The sequence below is a fragment of the Mucilaginibacter terrigena genome, assembly GCF_004168255.1.
Classification (GTDB): Bacteria; Bacteroidota; Bacteroidia; order Sphingobacteriales; family Sphingobacteriaceae; genus Mucilaginibacter; species Mucilaginibacter terrigena.
Map to the genome: position 1 here is coordinate 96224 of NZ_SEWG01000004.1, position 17615 is coordinate 113838.

Below are 17615 nucleotides of genomic sequence, written 5' to 3' on the forward strand. Positions count from 1 at the left end.
TATGTTTTTAGAAACTTGCATTTAAACCTAATGTGAATGTACGTGCACTTGGATAAGATGTATAATCAATACCTCTTGATGGTACGCCATTTCTTTCTTTATTTGTGTTAATTTCCGGATCAAGGCCGCTGTAGCCGGTTATCAGGAACAGGTTTTGGCCTGTTAATGAAAGCCTAAGCGATTTGATAGCGCCACCGCCCATTGGGAACGTGTACCCAAGCGCAGCATTTTGTAACCTTAAGAAATCGCCTTTTTCAACAAAACGGCTTGACACCTCACCTGAGTTAAGTGCGTTCTCGTTTGTTTGTGCTACTGCTTTAGTTACGTTACGACCGCTAACAAGGTTGCCTTTGTAAAAGAATGCGTTGGCCGTGTTGTTATATATGTAAAACCCGGTTTGTGCATTCAGGAAGAAGCTAAGCGACCAGTTGCCGTAGTTAAATGTGTTATTTAAACCGGCAAAAAATGTAGGAAGCGGGCTGCCATGTGGCGTAGCCGCATCTATACCATCCGGGTAAATACCAAAACCATCAGCATCTAAACCATTGTATTGCGATACGTTAAATTCGTACAGCGGGTAACCATTACCAAAGAACTGTGCATAAGCACCTGATAAGCCCTGGCCATCGATGTTACCTGTAATAACGTTACGGTTGCCAAAGTTCTCGATCCTGTTTTTGATAAGGGTCATGTTGTAGTTGATATCCCAGCTGAAACCTTTAGCATCTGAAGCCTGGATAGCGGTAAAGTTTAAACCAAGTTCAACACCTGTGTTTCTTACGTTACCCGGTAAGTTAACCCAAAACCTTGATACGGCAGCAGGTTGTGCAACGTCCTGTAAAAACAACAGGTCTTTTTGAGATTTGTTAAAGTAATCGATAGTACCGGTTAAGCGACCACGAAGCACCGAGAAATCAAGACCCGCGCCATAAGCTGTCTGCGTTTCCCATTTAAGGGTTGGGTTAGCAGCATTATCAGCAGAAGTACCACCGTAATAATCATACGACCTGATCGCTCTTGAAGCCAGTGAAGGATAATCCTGGTTACCGGTTTTACCGTAGTTTAACCTTAAGCTCAGGTCATCAAATACCCCTTTAGGTGCCCAGCTTTCGCCCGAGATACGCCATTTAGCGGCAAGTGCCGGGAAGTTAGCATATTGGTTATCGGTACCAAAACGGGAAGAACCATCGCGCCTTACTGTTGCTGTTAAGATGTACTTGTCTTTGTAAGAATAGTTAACACGTGCAAAATACGATTGCAGCGAATAGGTAGAGCTATCGCCAAAAGTTCTTGGGAACTTGTTTGGTGTATTTTGATAATCTTTAATAAACGCAGTTTGATTTTTTGCGCCCCATGCCACATTATTATGAGGGTTGTTCTTATAGTTAGCATAAGAATAACCTACCAAAGCTGTAAGTGAGCTATTGTTAGCAAACTTCTTATCATAATTTAAAGTATGCTCGGTAGTTAAATTGTTAAGCTCTGTATTTTGAACAATGGCGCGGCCATTGCCGGTTGCCGATGGATAAGAAAAGCCACGGATATTACCGTTATCGGTAAAACCTACGATCTTAGGATCGTAAAAGGTATTTCTTGCACCGTTAGACCTGTCAATGCTGATATTGCCTTTGTAAGAAATTCCTTCAAAAAGCCTTAAGGTTAAAGTAAGGTTATTTAAGAAACGGTTAATGTTATCTGTATCGTCAATTTGATTTAACAGCGAAACCGGGTTTCTGAATGTATTACTTTTAGGAAAACCATTCTCATAACCATTTAAAGAGAAGTACCTGCCCTGATCGTCATAAACAGGGATGGTTGGGTTTGTTTGCAGTGCAGCACCAATTAAGCTACCGTTAAAGCCGGCGTTATTAGTAACCGGGGCAAACCTGTCTTTTACATTTGAAAACAACGATTGCAATTCAAATTTAAGCCTTTCGCCAAAAAACGACTGAGACGCGTTAAGGCGTGCAGTAAGGCGTTTAAGGTTTGTATTTTTTACGATACCCTGTTGGTTATCATAAGCGGCCGAAGCACGGTAGTTACCGGTATTATTAGCACCACCAAATGCAATGTTGTAGTTTTGAGATACAGCAGTACGAAGGATCTCTTTCTGCCAATCTGTATTGGCGCCATAGTCAACACCACCGCTTGAAGAAGGGCCTGAGTTTGAACCAACACTTTCAACGCCTTTTAAAAACGCGTCGCGGTCAAGTAAATCGTAAGTTTTAGCTGCATTGGATATACTTGTGCTTGCGCCAAACTGTATACCCTGGCCCTGGCGGCCTTTACGCGTTGTAATTAAAATTACACCGTTAGCACCACGTGAACCATATATAGCAGAAGCAGATGCGTCTTTCAAAACCGAGATATTTTCGATATCCGCAGGGTTTAAAAATGCAAGTGGGTTACGGGCTGAAGAACTACCTGCACCACTATCGAAACCACCGGCAGTGCCACCGTTATCCAATGGTACACCATCAATTACATATAATGGGCTTGTACCTGCACGTATTGAACTTGCACCACGTATGTTAATAGTAGCACCCGCACCCGGCTCGCCGCTTGCAGGAGTAACCTGAACACCAGCTATACGGCCTTGTAACAATTGCTCGGGAGTAGCAATAACGCCCTTGTTAAAATCTTTAGGGCTTAATGATGATACCGAACCCGTAGCATCGCGTACACGCTGGCTACCGTAACCAATTACAACAACTTCGTTTAAAGCTGTGTTTGATGATTCAAGCGATACGGATAATGATGTTTGGCCATTAATTGGAACTGATAAACTTTTGTAACCAATATAGGTGAAGTTTAAAGCGGTTGTACCTGCCGGTACCGATAGCCTGAAGGTACCATCTACACTGGTTAGTGTACCAACACCGCCAGTTGCGCCTACCGATACACCGATAAGTGGCTCCTTAGTCTTGGCATCCGTTACTTTACCTGTTATTGCTGAGTTCTGCGCCAGAACGGGCTGAACAAAGAAACAGGTTAAAGCAAAAAAACATAATGTGAGTAAGTGTTTAAATTGCATAGTTTGTGGTTTAATTAATAATTGGTTATATAAAATTTAGTACATGGTTTATATTTAAATTCATAAACATGAGATTGCATATAAAAATCAGCAATTCAGATTTATGGTTTCCGGGTAGTATTTCAATCCGGTAAAAACTTAAAAAAAATGGTACGGTATATATTGGTTTATTATTATGCTTTGTAAAGCATCTGATATCTGTTTTACTAAACTAATAGCTTGCTAAAACTTTTTATCTCTATACAAAGATGTATGTCCTGCGCATCATTCCCTACTACTTTAGCTAAATTATAAAAAAATATAGACTTTATAAAATATAAATGCCTAATTTTCAATTATTTAAATGAAAAATTCAGGTAAAAAATATAACTGTTTTTAACCTTTTTTAAGGCTAAATTTGTTAAAAAAGTACGCTATATAGTTTTTAAAGTATCTAAAATGATACACTTAGGCCTGCCTGCTATTCAATGGTATCAACGGCCTTAATGTCCATTATACACTGTTCAAACTGCTCGGGATTTTTAGACTTTGCCTTGATACGCATTTTGTAAACATATATGGTATTTACCGAGTATTCTAAAATTTTGGCGATGGTTTCGTTATCATTTATACCCATGCGTATAAGGGCGAATATGCGCAGGTCGGTATTTAGCACTTCATGCTCGTGCGGCCATATCTGGTCCTTCTCGTCAAACTGGGAGTTAAACACCGATATAAAATTGGGGAAGATCTTGAGGAAGATATGGTCAAAGCTGTAATATAATACCTCGCGTTCCTTTTTAATATTTATATTATTGATAATGAGCCTTATATCATCGTACTTTTTTATCGAGAGCTTGGTATCGACAGACATTTTTAGCTTCTCGAGCTTTAATATATAACTTGATATGATCTTGAAAAACTGCCCGATATATTCTTCTTTAATATGGGCATCTTCTACAAGTTTGTAGTTAATATCCTTTAACTCTATATTTTGATCTTCAATTATACGCTCTTTATGTTTTAGCTTGCCCAATTGCTTGTATATCATTACCAAAAACAAAATAACTAACGATGCAAGGGCTGTTATGGCCAGTAAATACATCAATATCGTTTGCTTTTCTTTTTCAGAGTGGTTTAGTTCTTCGGCAGCTACTAATGGCAAAATGGCCCCGATCTGAATCTTACGCTGCCTGGCCCCATAAAAATCTGCGTCGGCTTTGGCCAATTGTATAAAACTGTAGGCATCTTTTATGTTTCCCGCTTTATAAAGCTGCTCGGCAAGGGTAAAAAGGGCTACAGTTTCTTTTGTAGATGATTTAATATCCGCAATGGCCGACTGTGCAAGCAGTTCTACCCCTTCCTGCCTGCGGTCGCTGTTTATATAGATCTGCCCTAAAGAACACGTTATCATGGCACGCAAATGCATAGATATTGGCGCGTTTGGCGCTATCAGTTTATTAAGTTCCTGCGATCCGTTAATGTTATCGTTTTCGGCAACATGCTTTAAACCGGTGTAGTAAATGCGGCTAACAGACCCCGGCTTACTCAGGTTTATGGCCGAATCTATATAAGCGTATCCTTTTTTAATATAATCGGGTGTAAAGTATTTGTCGCTGTTGTATTTGGCCAGGTCGGTGTTGCAGCGGTACATGATAAAGTAGTACTCCACTTTCATCGAATCGTTAAGCACTTTAGGGTCAACCGCGCGCATGCTGTCAAACGTTTCTTTAAACATGCCCGACGACAGCAGTATAAAGCCCAGTTTAATCTGGCTGTAGTACGCCCTCGACATATCATTCATGGCTACGCTGATATCCTTAAGCTTATTTACATAAACGTAAGCCGAATCGTACTGATACGATTTATACTCGTCATATAGTTTCAGGCACAGGTCGTATTGTTTTGAATAATCGAGTTTGGAGGTTGAGCGTTGCAGTTTTTTTAAGTGGTGGATACGTGACTGCTTTGCATTATCGTATATGTTTTTGCGGCTTATCTCTGTTTTTAATGTTGTAAGGATGGTATCTGTACCGGCGCCAATAGTTATGGCAGGATAAGCAAGAAAAAGTGTAAACAGGAGCCTTAGAAGAAACCGCATATTTAATTACAAATAGAGATTTAAATTAATAGCTATAAACTGTACCTCAAAATTATTCTGCCTCAAATTAGTTTGCTGGCAACTCTGATTATATATAGGCTTAGTTATAGATCAACCGGTAAATCTACCTGAACGTAATATTACTAATTATCCGCCAAGTTTGTTACAAAACCCACATTTTTATAAAAACACTAATAAAAAAGCCTGCAACTTATAAATAAGATGCAGGCTTATGTATGCACAAATTAAATATCCTAAAAACTAATAGCTGATGGCAAACTCATCGCTGCTGTTTTTAACTGTTACGCTTTTTACCTTTTCGCCTTCTACCGGGTTAGATAACCCCGTAGGGTCGAACCTTGATATCGGTACCATCAAGGCTTCAAAACCGTTATCGGCTTTGGTTTGTTTACCGTTAAATTTAACAGCTACATTATCGCCAAAGCCATGCAGTAAAAGTTTTATATTATTAAACTTTGATTTTGCTGAACCCTCTGCTTTAGCAAAAGTGATAACCTTCTTAGCAGCATCGTAGGTAATGGCGCGTTTGTAAAAATCTCCTTTTTCGTAATCAAAACTTTCGCCATCATCTTCGTAGTAAACAAATTTGTTGTTAATGCCGCCTTTGTAAACATGCACATACAGCGTATCGGTTGGTTTTTCAACCGTGGTTTGTATTTGCGATTGCATGGGGATTATGCTGCTCTCTTTAACATAAACAGGCAATTTGGCAATACTCAGGTCCTGCGCTGTTTTTTGGTTGCCTTGCTGCACCTCGCCGGTGTAAAAATTATACCATTTACCTGCCGGGAAGTAAAACTTGCCGTAGTTGGTTACACCATCAAAAGGGAACACCAAAAACGCCTTGCCAAACATATACTGGTTCTCGTACTGGCCGTTGTAAACATTGTCGTCGTGTGTGTAGTCAATTGTCAGCGAGCGCATAATGGGGCTGCCGGTTTGGGTGGCATCGTAAAAGCTGGAATACAGATATGGCAGCAAACGGTAACGCAAATTGATGTAATTACGGGTTATCTCTAAAACTTCCTCACCATAAGCCCAGGGCTCTGATGCTTTTGAATTAATGCCCGAATGGTTACGCATATAAGGATTAAACGCACCTATCTGCATCCAGCGCGCGTATAGCGAAGGCGATGCACCACCCGTAAAACCACCCACATCCATACCCGAAAAAGGTACTCCGCTTAGGCCAAGGCTGTTCATCAGCCTTACACCCAACAGCATGTGGTCGTTTTCAGCGCGGTTATCACCTGTCCAAATGGCGGCGTAGCGCTGCAAACCTGCATAGCCCGAACGGGTTAAAATGAACGGACGCTTATTGTCGCGGGCCGCTTTAAAGCCCTCGTAGCTGGCGCGGATCATTTCTAACCCGTAAACATTATGCACTTGCGGGTGCGATGCCATTTTACCTTCGTAATTAAACAGGATATTATCAGGCGCTTTTTGGCCCCAGGTGCTAAACTCGTTCATATCATTCCAAATGCCGCTTACACCTTCATCCGCATACTTTTTAAGTTCGCTGCCCCACCATGCGCGGCCTTTGGGGTTTGTAAAATCGGGAAAGTTACACCAGCCCGGCCATACCTGGCCTGTATAGTTGGTACCATCAGGGTATTTGGCAAAAATATCTTCTTTTATACCCCTATCGTATACGCCGTAGCCTTTTTCTTCTTTAATACCGGGATCAACTATAAGGGTTACTTTAAAGCCCATGCCATTCAGCTTTTTAGTGAGGCCAGCCGGATCAGGAAAGCGGGTTTTATCCCAGGTAAATACTTTGTATTTATCCATATAATGGATATCAAGGGTAATACCATCCGCCGGGATCTTCTTCTCGCGCAGGGTTTCGGCTATGCGCATTACCTCTGTTTCGGGGTAGTAGCTGTAGCGGTTTTGCTGGTAGCCAAGGCTCCAAAGCGGCGGCATTTTCATCAGGCCGGTTAGCGAGGTGTAGGATTTAATAATATCAGCGATATGCGTGTTGTAAACAAAATAGTAGTTCATTTCGCCGCCTTTAGCGCCGAATGACGAGAACCGGTTGTTACTGGCGCCGAAGTTAAAATCTGATTGCCAGGTGTTATCAAAGAAAATACCGTATTGTACATTGTGGTGTACGCCTATGTAAAATGGGATGGTGGAATAGATGGGATCCTGCCCGGTGGTATAGGCGTAAGTATCGCTGTTCCAGTGGGTGTAAGCATTTCCTTTCCTATCCAGCGGACCGGTTTTTTCGCCCAGGCCAATAAAGTGCTCGTTATCCTGCATGTGTTTGTAGGTGGTAACCGTTTCGTTTACCCACGAGGTGGTGAGGCCGGCCTCATCCTGGTTGATAACCTCGCCTGCCAGTGTGCTAAAAGTAACCTGGTAAGGGTTTTTACGGATGTTGACCTTTAATGAATCGGTAGTAAGGTTTATCTCGTCGTTGGTTTGCGTGATATTTACTTTGGTTTTAACGGGTTGGCTTATTACAGCGTACGAAAAATCGGCAGCCAGCTTTTGCTTATCCATACGCACCCTGATAATGCTGGCGCTATACACCGTAAGCTTTACAAAAGCATTTTCGGTGGTGATATCAATATCCTGGTTGTTTACTGTAACAGCGGTTACCTTGCCAACCTGTTTTATGGGGCTTTGGGCAGATAAGAGTTGGGCACAGGCCGTAAATATTACAGCAAGGGCAATGCAGCGATTGGTTTTCATCTTTTTATTGACGGTTTAGCTATGATACTATCAAGCAGCTTTAGGCCTGCTTAACACCGGGAGCGTAATTGGTTATCGTTCCGGATTAATGGCTGAAATTATAACACATTTACCGCATGGCATACCAATATCAATCGTCACAGATTTTTTATAACCTAAAAACCCCCTAATCATTAAAATTAGAGGGTTTTTGATAGCTAAATGCGCCAAAAATATAAGGCAGAATATTAATGTATATAATACATGAAAATCAATAATCGGCCAGTATGATAATGTTATCGCTAATTGGCGAGATCCTTTCTATGCCGTTTAAAAAGCTTAAACCAACAATAAAACTAAAACCAACCACCTCTCCGCCCATTTCCTGTATCAGCTGGCTTGTTGCCATAACCGTACCGCCGGTTGCCAGCAGATCGTCGTGGATGAGGATGCGGTCGCCGGGGTTAAAAGCGTCTGTATGCACTTCAATGGTGGCCGTACCATATTCCAGATCGTAAACTTTTTGTTTAACCGTATGGGGCAGCTTGCCCGCCTTACGAACCGGGATGAACGGCACGCCTAACTTGTTTGCCAGGGTTAGCCCAAACAAAAACCCGCGGCTTTCTACGCCTGCAACAGCGTCGATATGCAGGCCCTGCAGTTTTTCTAAAAACGCATCGTTAATTTTTGTGCAAAGCTCCGGGTCTTTCAGTATCGGGGTGATATCCTTAAAGATGATACCCGGCTTCGGGAAATCGTGAATATCGCGGATAGCGGTTTTGATTTGCTGCTCTATCATTTATAAATTAAATAAGGTTCAATTTTACGTAAAATTCCTGCATCAATAATGGCAATGTTCTCCAGATCGCGGATAGTGTTATAATCGCCGTGCTGTTTGCGGTATTCTATAACAGCATTTACCTGTTTATAGCTGAGGTATGGCATCAGGCGCAGCTTATCAAAACTAATAGTGTTGATGTTGATCTTGCGGATGTGGCCGGCATCCACCTTAACCTGGCCTGCTATTTCCTTATACTTCAGGTCGTCCATGCCAAATACCTCTTTCAGTTGTTCTTTATTTACAAAACCACCCAACCTTTCACGATAGTAAATAATACGTTTGGAAAATGCGGGACCGATGCCCTTAACGGCTGTTAGCTTTGCGGAATCGGCGGTGTTCAGTTCTACAACAGCCGTGGCAACGGCTTTTTCTGCAGGGATAGCTACATACGGCGCCAACCTATTGTAGTCTTCTCTGGTAAGGTTATATATTTTTTGCAGATCCTCCGCCTTGCGAAACCTACCTCCTTTAGATGTGTAATTTTTGATGATGGCCGTCTGTTTTGCAGTGATGCCAAGCCTTTGCCAGTCATTTGCCGAAGCAATATTTGGATCAAACTTATACAGGGAGTTTTTGGGCGTTTTAAATCCGTTTAAAGGCCGCTGATTAGCGTTGTTAAGCGCTGCAACAGCCTTGTTAAATTCAGTAACGTTTATTGTATTATCTTTGCTAAACCATTGATAAGCGTATGGCGCGGCAAGCACCAGCGCTATCAATACCAGCAGCACAACCATACCGTTCCATTCCTTTTTTGTAAGGGATATGTAAGTTTTGAACTGCGCTTTCATAAACGGGCCATTGAACCGTTAAATTAATAATTTCTGAGAATTTATTGCTTTTAGCATGAAAATAATAACCACCGAAGAGTTTGCCAAAGCCACCAAACTGGATAAGCTTAAAATGCCCGGATTGGCCGCTTTGCTGATGGAGCTGATGAAAATAAACCAGGTGAACGATCTGTTTGCACAAGCCCAGCCCAAACAAGGGCCCGAGTTTGTTGAGGCTATTTTGAAAGGCTGCGGTATCGAAATTGATTTTGATGAGAATGAGTTAAAGCACATCCCCAAAAACGGCAGCTTTATCGCTATTGCCAACCACCCCTACGGTGGTATTGAGGGTATGGTGCTGTTAAAAATATTAACCATGGTTAGGCCCGATGCCAAACTGATGGCCAATTTCTTGCTGAAGAAGATCCCTAACCTGAGCGATTATTTTATAGCGGTAAACCCGTTCGAGAATGTTGAGCATTCCTCCAGCATCAGCGGGCTGAAGAATACCCTCGAATTACTGATTAACGGCACGCCTATAGGCATTTTCCCTGCGGGCGAGGTATCTACCTTTAAATTAGAGAAACAAGAGGTTACCGACAGGCTATGGCACCCGGTAGTGGGCAAGATCATCGCCAAAGCGAAAGTGCCGGTTGTGCCTATATACTTTCATGGTAATAACGGCCTATTGTTTAATTTACTTAGCCTTATACACCCTGCCCTTCGCACGGCCAAACTGCCATCAGAGTTGTTTAATAAGCAGGGCCAAACCATCAAACTACGCATTGGCAAGCCCATTAAGGTGGAGGATATACCGGATAATACCAACAGTGCTAAAATACTCAACTTTCTGCGTGCCAAAACCTACGCCCTGGGTGCGGGTTTGGATGAAGAGAAAAAGCTTTTCAATCCCCGTAACCTTTTCAAAATAAAGAAATTGCCTGAGGCCATTGTGCCCGAAACGTTTTCCGAAAAACTGGAAAAAGAGGTTGAGCCGCTTCGCGAGGACTACAAGATTTGGACGGAGAAAAACTACGAGGTGTTTATTACGCCAACCTCTAAGATCCCCTGCATTATCCGCGAGATTGGCCGCTTACGCGAAATTACTTTCCGCGCCGTTGGCGAGGGCACCAACAAGGCTACCGACCTTGACGAATACGATATTTATTATCATCACCTGTTTATATGGGATACCGAGGCCAAAGTGATTGTGGGTGCCTACCGTATTGGCCTGGGCGACGAGATCTTTTATGGGGTGGGCAAAAAAGGATTTTATATCAATGAGCTTTTTAAGCTTAAGGAGCAGTTTACGCCGGTGTTGAAGAAAAGCCTGGAGCTTGGCCGTTCGTGGATCCGTAAGGAGTACCAAACCAAGCCTCTGCCCCTGTTCCTGCTGTGGAAGGGTATCTTAAAGTTTGTGATAGATAACCCGCGCTACCGTTACCTGATCGGACCGGTAAGCATCAGTAACTCCTTTTCGCAGTTCAGCAAATCGTTAATTGTGGATTACATTAATCGCAACCATTTTGACCACGAGATGGCGCAGTATGTAAAGCCCCGTAAAAAGTTTAAGGTAAATTTTGAGAATATCGATACCGACCTGCTAATGTCGGCCGGAGACAGTTTTAAGGGCCTTGATAATCTGATATCGGAAATAGAAACGCATAACATGAAGGTGCCTGTGCTGCTTCGCCAATACCTGGCCCTTAACGCCCATATCATCAGCTTCAACATCGACCCAAAATTTGCCGATTGCCTGGATGGTTTCCTGGTGCTTGACCTGCAAAAAGTACCGCAGGATATTTTGGAGAAGTTGGGGAAGAACCTTTAACCGAGATTAAGCGGATTTTTGTGATTAAAGGATTTGCATTTCACCCCTCTTCTCATCCTGAGCGATAGCGAAGGATCTATTGCGAACTTTAATTGTCGGACATGCACAGCGGCGATTAGATGCTTCACATGCGTTTAGCATGACAGGTTGAAATTTTTGTCCGTCGGTTTATAGATGCGGGAGTAATTGACGAACCGGACAGATATCATTGCCGTCTGCTTTAGCTGACGGAAAACCAGCATGTATCTTTTGGCTTTAGCCGAAACAGCAAATATTTGGCTGAAGCCGGAGCAGACGGCAATGACATGGTTAGATGAGAAATCTAATACCTCAACCCAAACCTTTTTGTTAAACTGTACAATACCCATATCGGGGTTACAGCCAACAGTTTGGTATCATCATTAAATGATGCCTCTTTACCTTCTATTTTGCCGCCTATGTATTGGCCGGTTAAACCAATAAACAGTACTAATACGCTTACCATGGCCAAGGGGGTACCGCCTGTTTTTTCGTAAACTTCCAGCTGCATTACGCCATAGCTTAGGCCAAACAGTAAAAACAGCGCAAAGTACGATAATAACGGCGATAGTTTTAAATAGTAATACATGGCAAACGCAATAAGGAACGATGCCCAGTTGAAATAACCGTTATACTTACCTAAAAAGCCAATATGCGGAAAAGGCAGCGCCCAGGCCATACCCAACAACCCCAGTACCATCAAGGGTACAAAAAACCAGTGCAGCAATCGGTTGGTTTGGTTTTGGTGACTGGCATCTAAACGGTCGAAATAAACGTCGATCTTCCGTTTATCGCCCGGCTTAACCGGTTGCGTTTTAATATTTGAATGTTGTTTACCCATCAGAAAATAAAAAAGCCCTCCCCTGAAGGGGAGGGTTGGGTGGGGCTAATTATTTAGCAAACGCTACCGAACGGGTTTCCCTGATAACGGTAACTTTTATCTGGCCCGGATAGGTCATTTCTGTTTGGATCCGGTTTGATATATCTGCTGCAAGTATCTCGCTTTGCGCATCGCTTATCTTTTCGCTTTCGACAACAACACGCAATTCGCGACCTGCCTGTATAGCGAATGTTTTTTCGACACCTGGGTACGATAAAGCAAGCTCCTCAAGCTCTTTTAAGCGTTTGATATAACTTTCTACCACTTCGCGGCGTGCGCCCGGCCTTGCGCCCGATATAGCGTCACAAACCTGTATTATCGGCGATAGCATCGATGTCATCTCTACCTCGTCGTGGTGGGCGCCAATGGCGTTGCATACTTCGGGGTGTTCTTTATACTTTTCGGCAAGCTGCATACCCAAAATAGCGTGCGGCAGTTCCGGGTTATCATCAGGTACTTTACCAATATCGTGCAATAAGCCTGCGCGTTTGGCCAATTTTACGTTTAAGCCCAGCTCTGCCGCCATGGTTGCGCAAAAGTTTGCCACCTCGCGCGAGTGCTGCAGCAGGTTTTGCCCGTACGATGAACGGTAACGCATCCGCCCTACCATCCTGATGAGTTCAGGGTGCAGGCCGGTAATACCCAAATCGATAACCGTACGCTCGCCTATCTCTACAATTTCTTCTTCTATCTGCTTTTTGGTTTTGGCAACAACCTCCTCGATACGTGCCGGGTGGATACGTCCATCCGTAACCAAGCGGTGCATAGCCAAACGGGCTATCTCGCGGCGAACCGGGTCAAAGCCGGAAAGGATGATGGCCTCGGGGGTATCGTCTACAATAATTTCGATACCGGTTGCTGCTTCCAATGCGCGGATGTTGCGCCCCTCGCGACCAATGATACGGCCTTTTATCTCATCATTCTCGATGTTGAAGATAGATACCGTGTTTTCGATAGCGCTTTCGGTAGCGGTACGCTGTATGGTTTGGATAACAATTTTCTTGGCTTCTTTGGTGGCGGTTAGCTTGGCTTCGTCAACAATATCTTTTATTTGCGCCATGGCTTTGCTGCGCGCTTCTTCGCGCAGGTTATCTACCAGTTGCTCGCGGGCTTCGTCTGCGCTTAGGCCGGCAATGGTTTCAAGCTGTGTAACGTGCTGATTTTTCAGAACATCAACCTCTTCCTGCTTTTTAACAAGGATGTCGGTTTGGGTTTCCAGTTTCCTGCGCGCGTTGTCCATCTCCGTTTCCTTACGGGTCATGTTCTCCAGCTTCTGATTAAAAGATTGCTCTTTTTGTTTGATGCCGTTCTCGCGCTGGTTTAATACGTTGTTTTTGGCGTTTACATCCTGTTCGTGCTCGGCCTTCATTTGTAAAAACTTCTCTTTTGCTTCCAAAAGGCGGTTCTTTTTCAATATCTCGGCATTGTTCTCGGCTTCCTTAAGGATCTTTTTTACTTTGTTCTGAGCCCCTATTTCCTGGTCTTTAAAGAGCTTACGTAGCAGGAAACGCCCTATGACTATTCCTGTCGGGACGCCCATAAGGAGCCCGATAATAATGTATAATATACTGTTCATTGGTTATTTAGGTTATATATAATAAAAAAACCGCAACTAAACTTCTAAGTGTCATGTATTGTAAAAACTTCTTGTCGGATGGAGTGGATCACGGGTTCCCGTTAAATACACGATCAACGCATGCCTCTTGTAATCCGAAGATATTGAAGCGTTAAGTTTTTAATAGTGAAACTTAAAATTTAACTGCGGTTAAATCTTAAAATGCTCGTTTATATGTAAAGAACGTTATTGTTTCGAAAAAAAATCGGTCAGTAAATGATCTAACTGGTAAACCTTTTCGGCTACTTCGGTATCATCCGTAGTAACTTTCTTATCCGCTTTTAATGAGGATGTTGCATAATGCAGCACACACATCGAAAGCAGATCCTGTTTATCCCTAACCGCGTAATTTTCCTGGTATTCTTTTATACGGTCGTTGATCAGCTTAGCTGCTCGTCTTATAATTTCCTCTTCTTCCATGTTTACCTTTAAGGGGTAAACTCTGTCAGCAATATTTATTTTTATTGAGATTTCTCCCATTTGAGCTTTTCACTTTCTGCATTACTTTTTAAGCAATACAATACATTTATCTATTTCCTGCACAAAGTCGTTAATTTTTTGCTTAATGTCAACACTTTTTTCATTTGTTTCTGAAAACGACTTAGCAAGTTTTAATACACGCAGCTTTTCTTCCAGGTCTTTTGTCTTATCGGTGCTGGCTTTCAGGGCCACGTTCAGGGCTTCACTTTCCAGTTTAAGCAGGTCATTTTCTTCCTGCAACGCAGCACAAAGCTCTATTAACCGCTCTGTTTTTTCTACAACCTTACTTAATTGTTCTGCTACTGAGGCCATTGTTTAATTAGTGATTTATTGAATTAGCGAATTAGTGATTGCTTTGTTTTGCGACGTACTGAATTACCGATCTTTTTTTAAATCACTAATTCAATCAATCACTAAATCACTAACTACTTCCTTATCTCCGCTCCTGCTTCTTTGCCTAAATTATAAATTAATTTCTGCATCACGGCATCAACCGCTTTATCCGTTAAAGTTTTTTCGGTATCCTGCAGGGTAAAGCTTAATGCGTACGATTTTTTGCCGGCAGGCAGCTTATCGCCCTGGTAAACATCAAATACGTTTACTTCTTTCAAAAGCTTTTTGTCTGTCCGCTGGGCTACCTGCTTCAATTGTCCGAAGGTTACGGCTTTATCTACCAGCATGCTCAGATCCCTGCGTACTGCCGGAAACTTGGATACTTCCTGGTAAACAATCACGTTCTTGCGCACCGCGTTCAGCACCAGGTCAAAGTTAAAATCGGCATAAAACACCTCTTTATCTACATCAATTTTTTTTAAGGCTACTGCACCTACCGGGCCAAATTTAACCAGTTGCTTGCCGTTAAGCATGTATTGCAGACCAAAGGCCAACTTGCCGCAGGTAGCATCTTCTACCACAAAATCGATTATTTTAAGGCGTTTCAGGATACCATCAACAATAGCTTTAATGTTGTAAAAAGTTACCGGCTTTTGCTTTTGGTTCCATCGTTCTGGAGTATCGGCACCGGTTATGAAGATACTGAAACGCTGTGTTTCGATATACTTATCCTCTTTGATGCTGTACACCTTACCAAACTCGTAGAACTTCAGATCGGCAGCTCGGCGGTTCTGGTTGTAGGCAATGGCTTCCAAGCCCGAGTACAATAGGGTTTGGCGCATAGCATCCAGGTCGCTGCTTAGCGGGTTCACTATCTTTACGGCAGCATCGGGATTATCCGAGTAAGCCAGTTTGGTAAGCGAGTTGGCCAGCATCTCGTTAAAGCCATTCGCGCTCAGCAAATCGGCAATTACGTTTTGTACGGTATCTTTCTCGGGGCGGATGGAGTTGTTTAATGATGCCCTGATCTGTGTAGGTATCTCGATATTATTATAACCGTAAATGCGCAGTATCTCTTCTACCACATCCACATCGCGGGTTACATCCACGCGGTATGGGGGCACTTTAAGAGATAGGCCTTCGGCAGTTTCGTTCTCTATTTTGATGTCCAGAGCGGTGATGATGCTTTTGATGGTATCGTTACCAATGGCTTTGCCTATCAGCCTGTCGATGGTATTATAAGTGATCTCAACCGCAAACGGCGCTACCGGGGCAGGATAATAGTCAAATATCTCTGATGTCACCTCACCGCCTGCTACCTGCTGGATGAGTAGGGCCGCGCGTTTAAGGGCAAATACCGTCATATCAGGGTCTGTACCACGCTCAAAACGGAAAGAGGCGTCTGTCTTCAACCCAAAACTTTTGGATGTTTTACGTACCGATACGGCGTTAAAATAAGCGCTCTCTAAAAAGATGCTGGTAGTGCTTTCGCTTACGCCGCTTTTTGCACCGCCAAACACACCGGCAATACACATGGGCTCATCGGCATTGCATATCATCAGGTCATCGGCAGATAGTTTTCTGTCAACATCATCTAAAGTTTTAAATACGGTGCCCTCGGCTACGTTTTGCACAATAACTTTATTGCCTGTTATGGCAGCGGCATCAAAGGCGTGCAGGGGCTGCCCAAGTTCGTGCAGTACATAGTTGGTCACATCAACCACGTTATTAATGCTGCGCACGCCTATTACGGCCAAACGCTCTTTTAACCACGCGGGCGACTCGCCCACCGTTAGGCCCGAAATATTTACGCCCGAATATCGTGGGGCGGCAGCCTCGTTCCCTACTATTACCTGGGTCGGGTTATCCTTTTTAACGATCTTAAATGCGCTTACATCCGGTTTTTTTATGCTTAGCTTCAAAAAAGCGGCTATATCCCTTGCCGTACCCAAATGCGATGCAGCGTCGGCACGGTTGGGGGTAAGGCCAATCTCGTACATGTAATCGTCGTTCAGCTTAAAGTGGTCTTTAGCCGGTGTGCCTACGGGAACATCCGCATCAAGCACCATAATACCGGCATGGTCGGTACCTAAACCTATCTCATCCTCGGCGCAGATCATCCCTTCGGACACCTCGCCCCTTATTTTTGATTTTTTGATGCTGAACGGCTCGCCGACTGTGGGGTATATAGTTGTACCCACGGTTGCCACCACTACCTTTTGGCCTGCGGCAACGTTATTGGCACCGCAAACAATTTGCAGGTCTTCGCCGGTACCTACATCTACCTTGGTAACATGCAGGTGGTCGGAGTTGGCGTGGCGGGCACATTCTTTTACATAGCCGATCACCAGGCCTTCTAAGCCGCCGGGGATGGCCTGCACCTTCTCCAGGCTTTCCACCTCTAAGCCGGTACCTGTAAGTATGGTAGATATTTCCGCAGGGGTTTTATCGGTATCAATAAATTCTTTAAGCCAGTTATACGATATCTTCATTATAGGAGAATGATAATCGGCAAAGATAGGATTTGGAGGTGAAAGGTTAAAGGTAAAAGGCGAAAGGTTTTTGAAGTAATATTCCCTACCGTAAAAGGGGCTGTTTGGATTGTGTAATAGCAGGGAGGGGTTAACGAATTTGCTATCCATTAACCCCTCCCTAACCCTCCCAAGGGAGGGAATTATTTTTTGAATTATTTATTCATCATCGCCTGTGCTGTTGTCATCATCATCCAGGTTAAGGGTATATGATGGTTCGGCAGCATCGTAGGCGCGCTGCGCTTGTGGTGTTTCGTCGGTTTCGCCAATATCCTCGTTGGTTTCATCGAAGCCATTGCTGTGAATATCCTGCTGACTCATCTGGTCTTCGTTCTCGGTTTGGCTTAGCTGATCGTCCTGTTGCAGTTGATCGTCCTGGTCTTCTGGTTGCTCTATCATGGTTTGTAGTTTTAAGTTTTGTAGAGATAGAACGTAGCAGGGCGCTGGTTGTTTGATATAGCCCCCTCTAAATCTCCCCCGAAAGGGGAGACTTTTTTTCAAAGCC

12 protein-coding genes are annotated in these 17615 nt (G+C 43.4%); 1 reads left to right on the plus strand and 11 read right to left on the minus strand.

Translation table 11 applies throughout. The annotated features are described in order from the left end of the window. Positions 1–7: 7 nt before the first annotated feature. From EWM62_RS10570 to EWM62_RS10590, 5 genes are all read right to left on the minus strand, one after another. On the minus strand, positions 8–3034 hold the full coding sequence (locus EWM62_RS10570) for a SusC/RagA family TonB-linked outer membrane protein (RefSeq protein WP_129876638.1): 3027 nt from the start codon (positions 3032–3034) through the stop codon (positions 8–10). Between the two features lie 460 nt (positions 3035–3494). Next, positions 3495–5114 (minus strand): DUF6377 domain-containing protein, encoded by a 1620-nt coding sequence (locus EWM62_RS10575; RefSeq protein WP_129876639.1) that lies wholly within the window; start codon positions 5112–5114, stop codon positions 3495–3497. A 261-nt stretch (positions 5115–5375) separates the two neighbouring features. Continuing rightward, positions 5376–7835, minus strand: coding sequence for a glycoside hydrolase family 31 protein (locus tag EWM62_RS10580; RefSeq protein WP_129876640.1), 2460 nt, complete (start codon positions 7833–7835; stop codon positions 5376–5378). Between the two features lie 250 nt (positions 7836–8085). After that, a complete protein-coding gene (locus EWM62_RS10585) occupies positions 8086–8613 on the minus strand; it encodes an adenine phosphoribosyltransferase (protein ID WP_129876641.1) in 528 nt (175 codons plus the stop codon). Continuing rightward, positions 8610–9443: a ComEA family DNA-binding protein gene (locus tag EWM62_RS10590; RefSeq protein WP_129876642.1), complete on the minus strand. Its 834-nt coding sequence runs from the start codon at positions 9441–9443 to the stop codon at positions 8610–8612. The genes EWM62_RS10585 and EWM62_RS10590 overlap by 4 nt, the downstream gene beginning before the upstream one ends. A gap of 55 nt (positions 9444–9498) precedes the next feature. On the opposite strand from EWM62_RS10590, the gene EWM62_RS10595 reads away from it, so the two are divergent. Further along, positions 9499–11253, plus strand: coding sequence for a lysophospholipid acyltransferase family protein (locus tag EWM62_RS10595; protein WP_129876643.1), 1755 nt, complete (start codon positions 9499–9501; stop codon positions 11251–11253). A 322-nt stretch (positions 11254–11575) separates the two neighbouring features. On the opposite strand, the gene EWM62_RS10600 is transcribed toward EWM62_RS10595, so the two are convergent. From EWM62_RS10600 to EWM62_RS10625, 6 genes are all read right to left on the minus strand, one after another. Beyond that, the gene (locus tag EWM62_RS10600) at positions 11576–12112 is read right to left on the minus strand and encodes an Mpo1 family 2-hydroxy fatty acid dioxygenase (RefSeq protein ID WP_129876644.1); all 537 of its coding nucleotides are present in this window, start codon (positions 12110–12112) and stop codon (positions 11576–11578) included. 49 nt (positions 12113–12161) lie between these two features. After that, a complete protein-coding gene (rny, locus tag EWM62_RS10605; RefSeq protein WP_129876645.1) occupies positions 12162–13727 on the minus strand; it encodes a ribonuclease Y in 1566 nt (521 codons plus the stop codon). A 225-nt stretch (positions 13728–13952) separates the two neighbouring features. Beyond that, complete coding sequence (locus EWM62_RS10610; protein ID WP_067052895.1) at positions 13953–14246, minus strand: cell division protein ZapA; 294 nt, start codon at positions 14244–14246, stop codon at positions 13953–13955. A gap of 21 nt (positions 14247–14267) precedes the next feature. Further along, positions 14268–14558, minus strand: a complete 291-nt coding sequence (locus EWM62_RS10615; protein ID WP_129876646.1) for a hypothetical protein — start codon at positions 14556–14558, stop codon at positions 14268–14270. Between the two features lie 113 nt (positions 14559–14671). After that, positions 14672–17071, minus strand: a complete 2400-nt coding sequence (gene pheT / locus EWM62_RS10620) for a phenylalanine--tRNA ligase subunit beta (protein WP_129876647.1) — start codon at positions 17069–17071, stop codon at positions 14672–14674. 198 nt (positions 17072–17269) lie between these two features. Then, positions 17270–17509 carry a hypothetical protein gene (locus EWM62_RS10625; protein WP_129876648.1) on the minus strand — a complete coding sequence of 80 codons (240 nt, stop codon included), beginning with the start codon at positions 17507–17509 and terminating at the stop codon, positions 17270–17272. Positions 17510–17615: the final 106 nt, after the last annotated feature.

Coding starts and splice junctions, on each gene's coding strand:
- EWM62_RS10610 (WP_067052895.1), bottom strand. CDS start 14,246: ATGGGAGAAATCTCAATAAAAATAAATATTGCTGACAGAGTTTACCCC.
- pheT (WP_129876647.1), bottom strand. CDS start 17,071: ATGAAGATATCGTATAACTGGCTTAAAGAATTTATTGATACCGATAAA.
- EWM62_RS10625 (WP_129876648.1), bottom strand. CDS start 17,509: ATGATAGAGCAACCAGAAGACCAGGACGATCAACTGCAACAGGACGAT.
- rny (WP_129876645.1), bottom strand. CDS start 13,727: ATGAACAGTATATTATACATTATTATCGGGCTCCTTATGGGCGTCCCG.
- EWM62_RS10580 (WP_129876640.1), bottom strand. CDS start 7,835: ATGAAAACCAATCGCTGCATTGCCCTTGCTGTAATATTTACGGCCTGT.
- EWM62_RS10595 (WP_129876643.1), top strand. CDS start 9,499: ATGAAAATAATAACCACCGAAGAGTTTGCCAAAGCCACCAAACTGGAT.
- EWM62_RS10575 (WP_129876639.1), bottom strand. CDS start 5,114: ATGCGGTTTCTTCTAAGGCTCCTGTTTACACTTTTTCTTGCTTATCCT.
- EWM62_RS10600 (WP_129876644.1), bottom strand. CDS start 12,112: ATGGGTAAACAACATTCAAATATTAAAACGCAACCGGTTAAGCCGGGC.
- EWM62_RS10570 (WP_129876638.1), bottom strand. CDS start 3,034: ATGCAATTTAAACACTTACTCACATTATGTTTTTTTGCTTTAACCTGT.
- EWM62_RS10615 (WP_129876646.1), bottom strand. CDS start 14,558: ATGGCCTCAGTAGCAGAACAATTAAGTAAGGTTGTAGAAAAAACAGAG.
- EWM62_RS10585 (WP_129876641.1), bottom strand. CDS start 8,613: ATGATAGAGCAGCAAATCAAAACCGCTATCCGCGATATTCACGATTTC.
- EWM62_RS10590 (WP_129876642.1), bottom strand. CDS start 9,443: ATGAAAGCGCAGTTCAAAACTTACATATCCCTTACAAAAAAGGAATGG.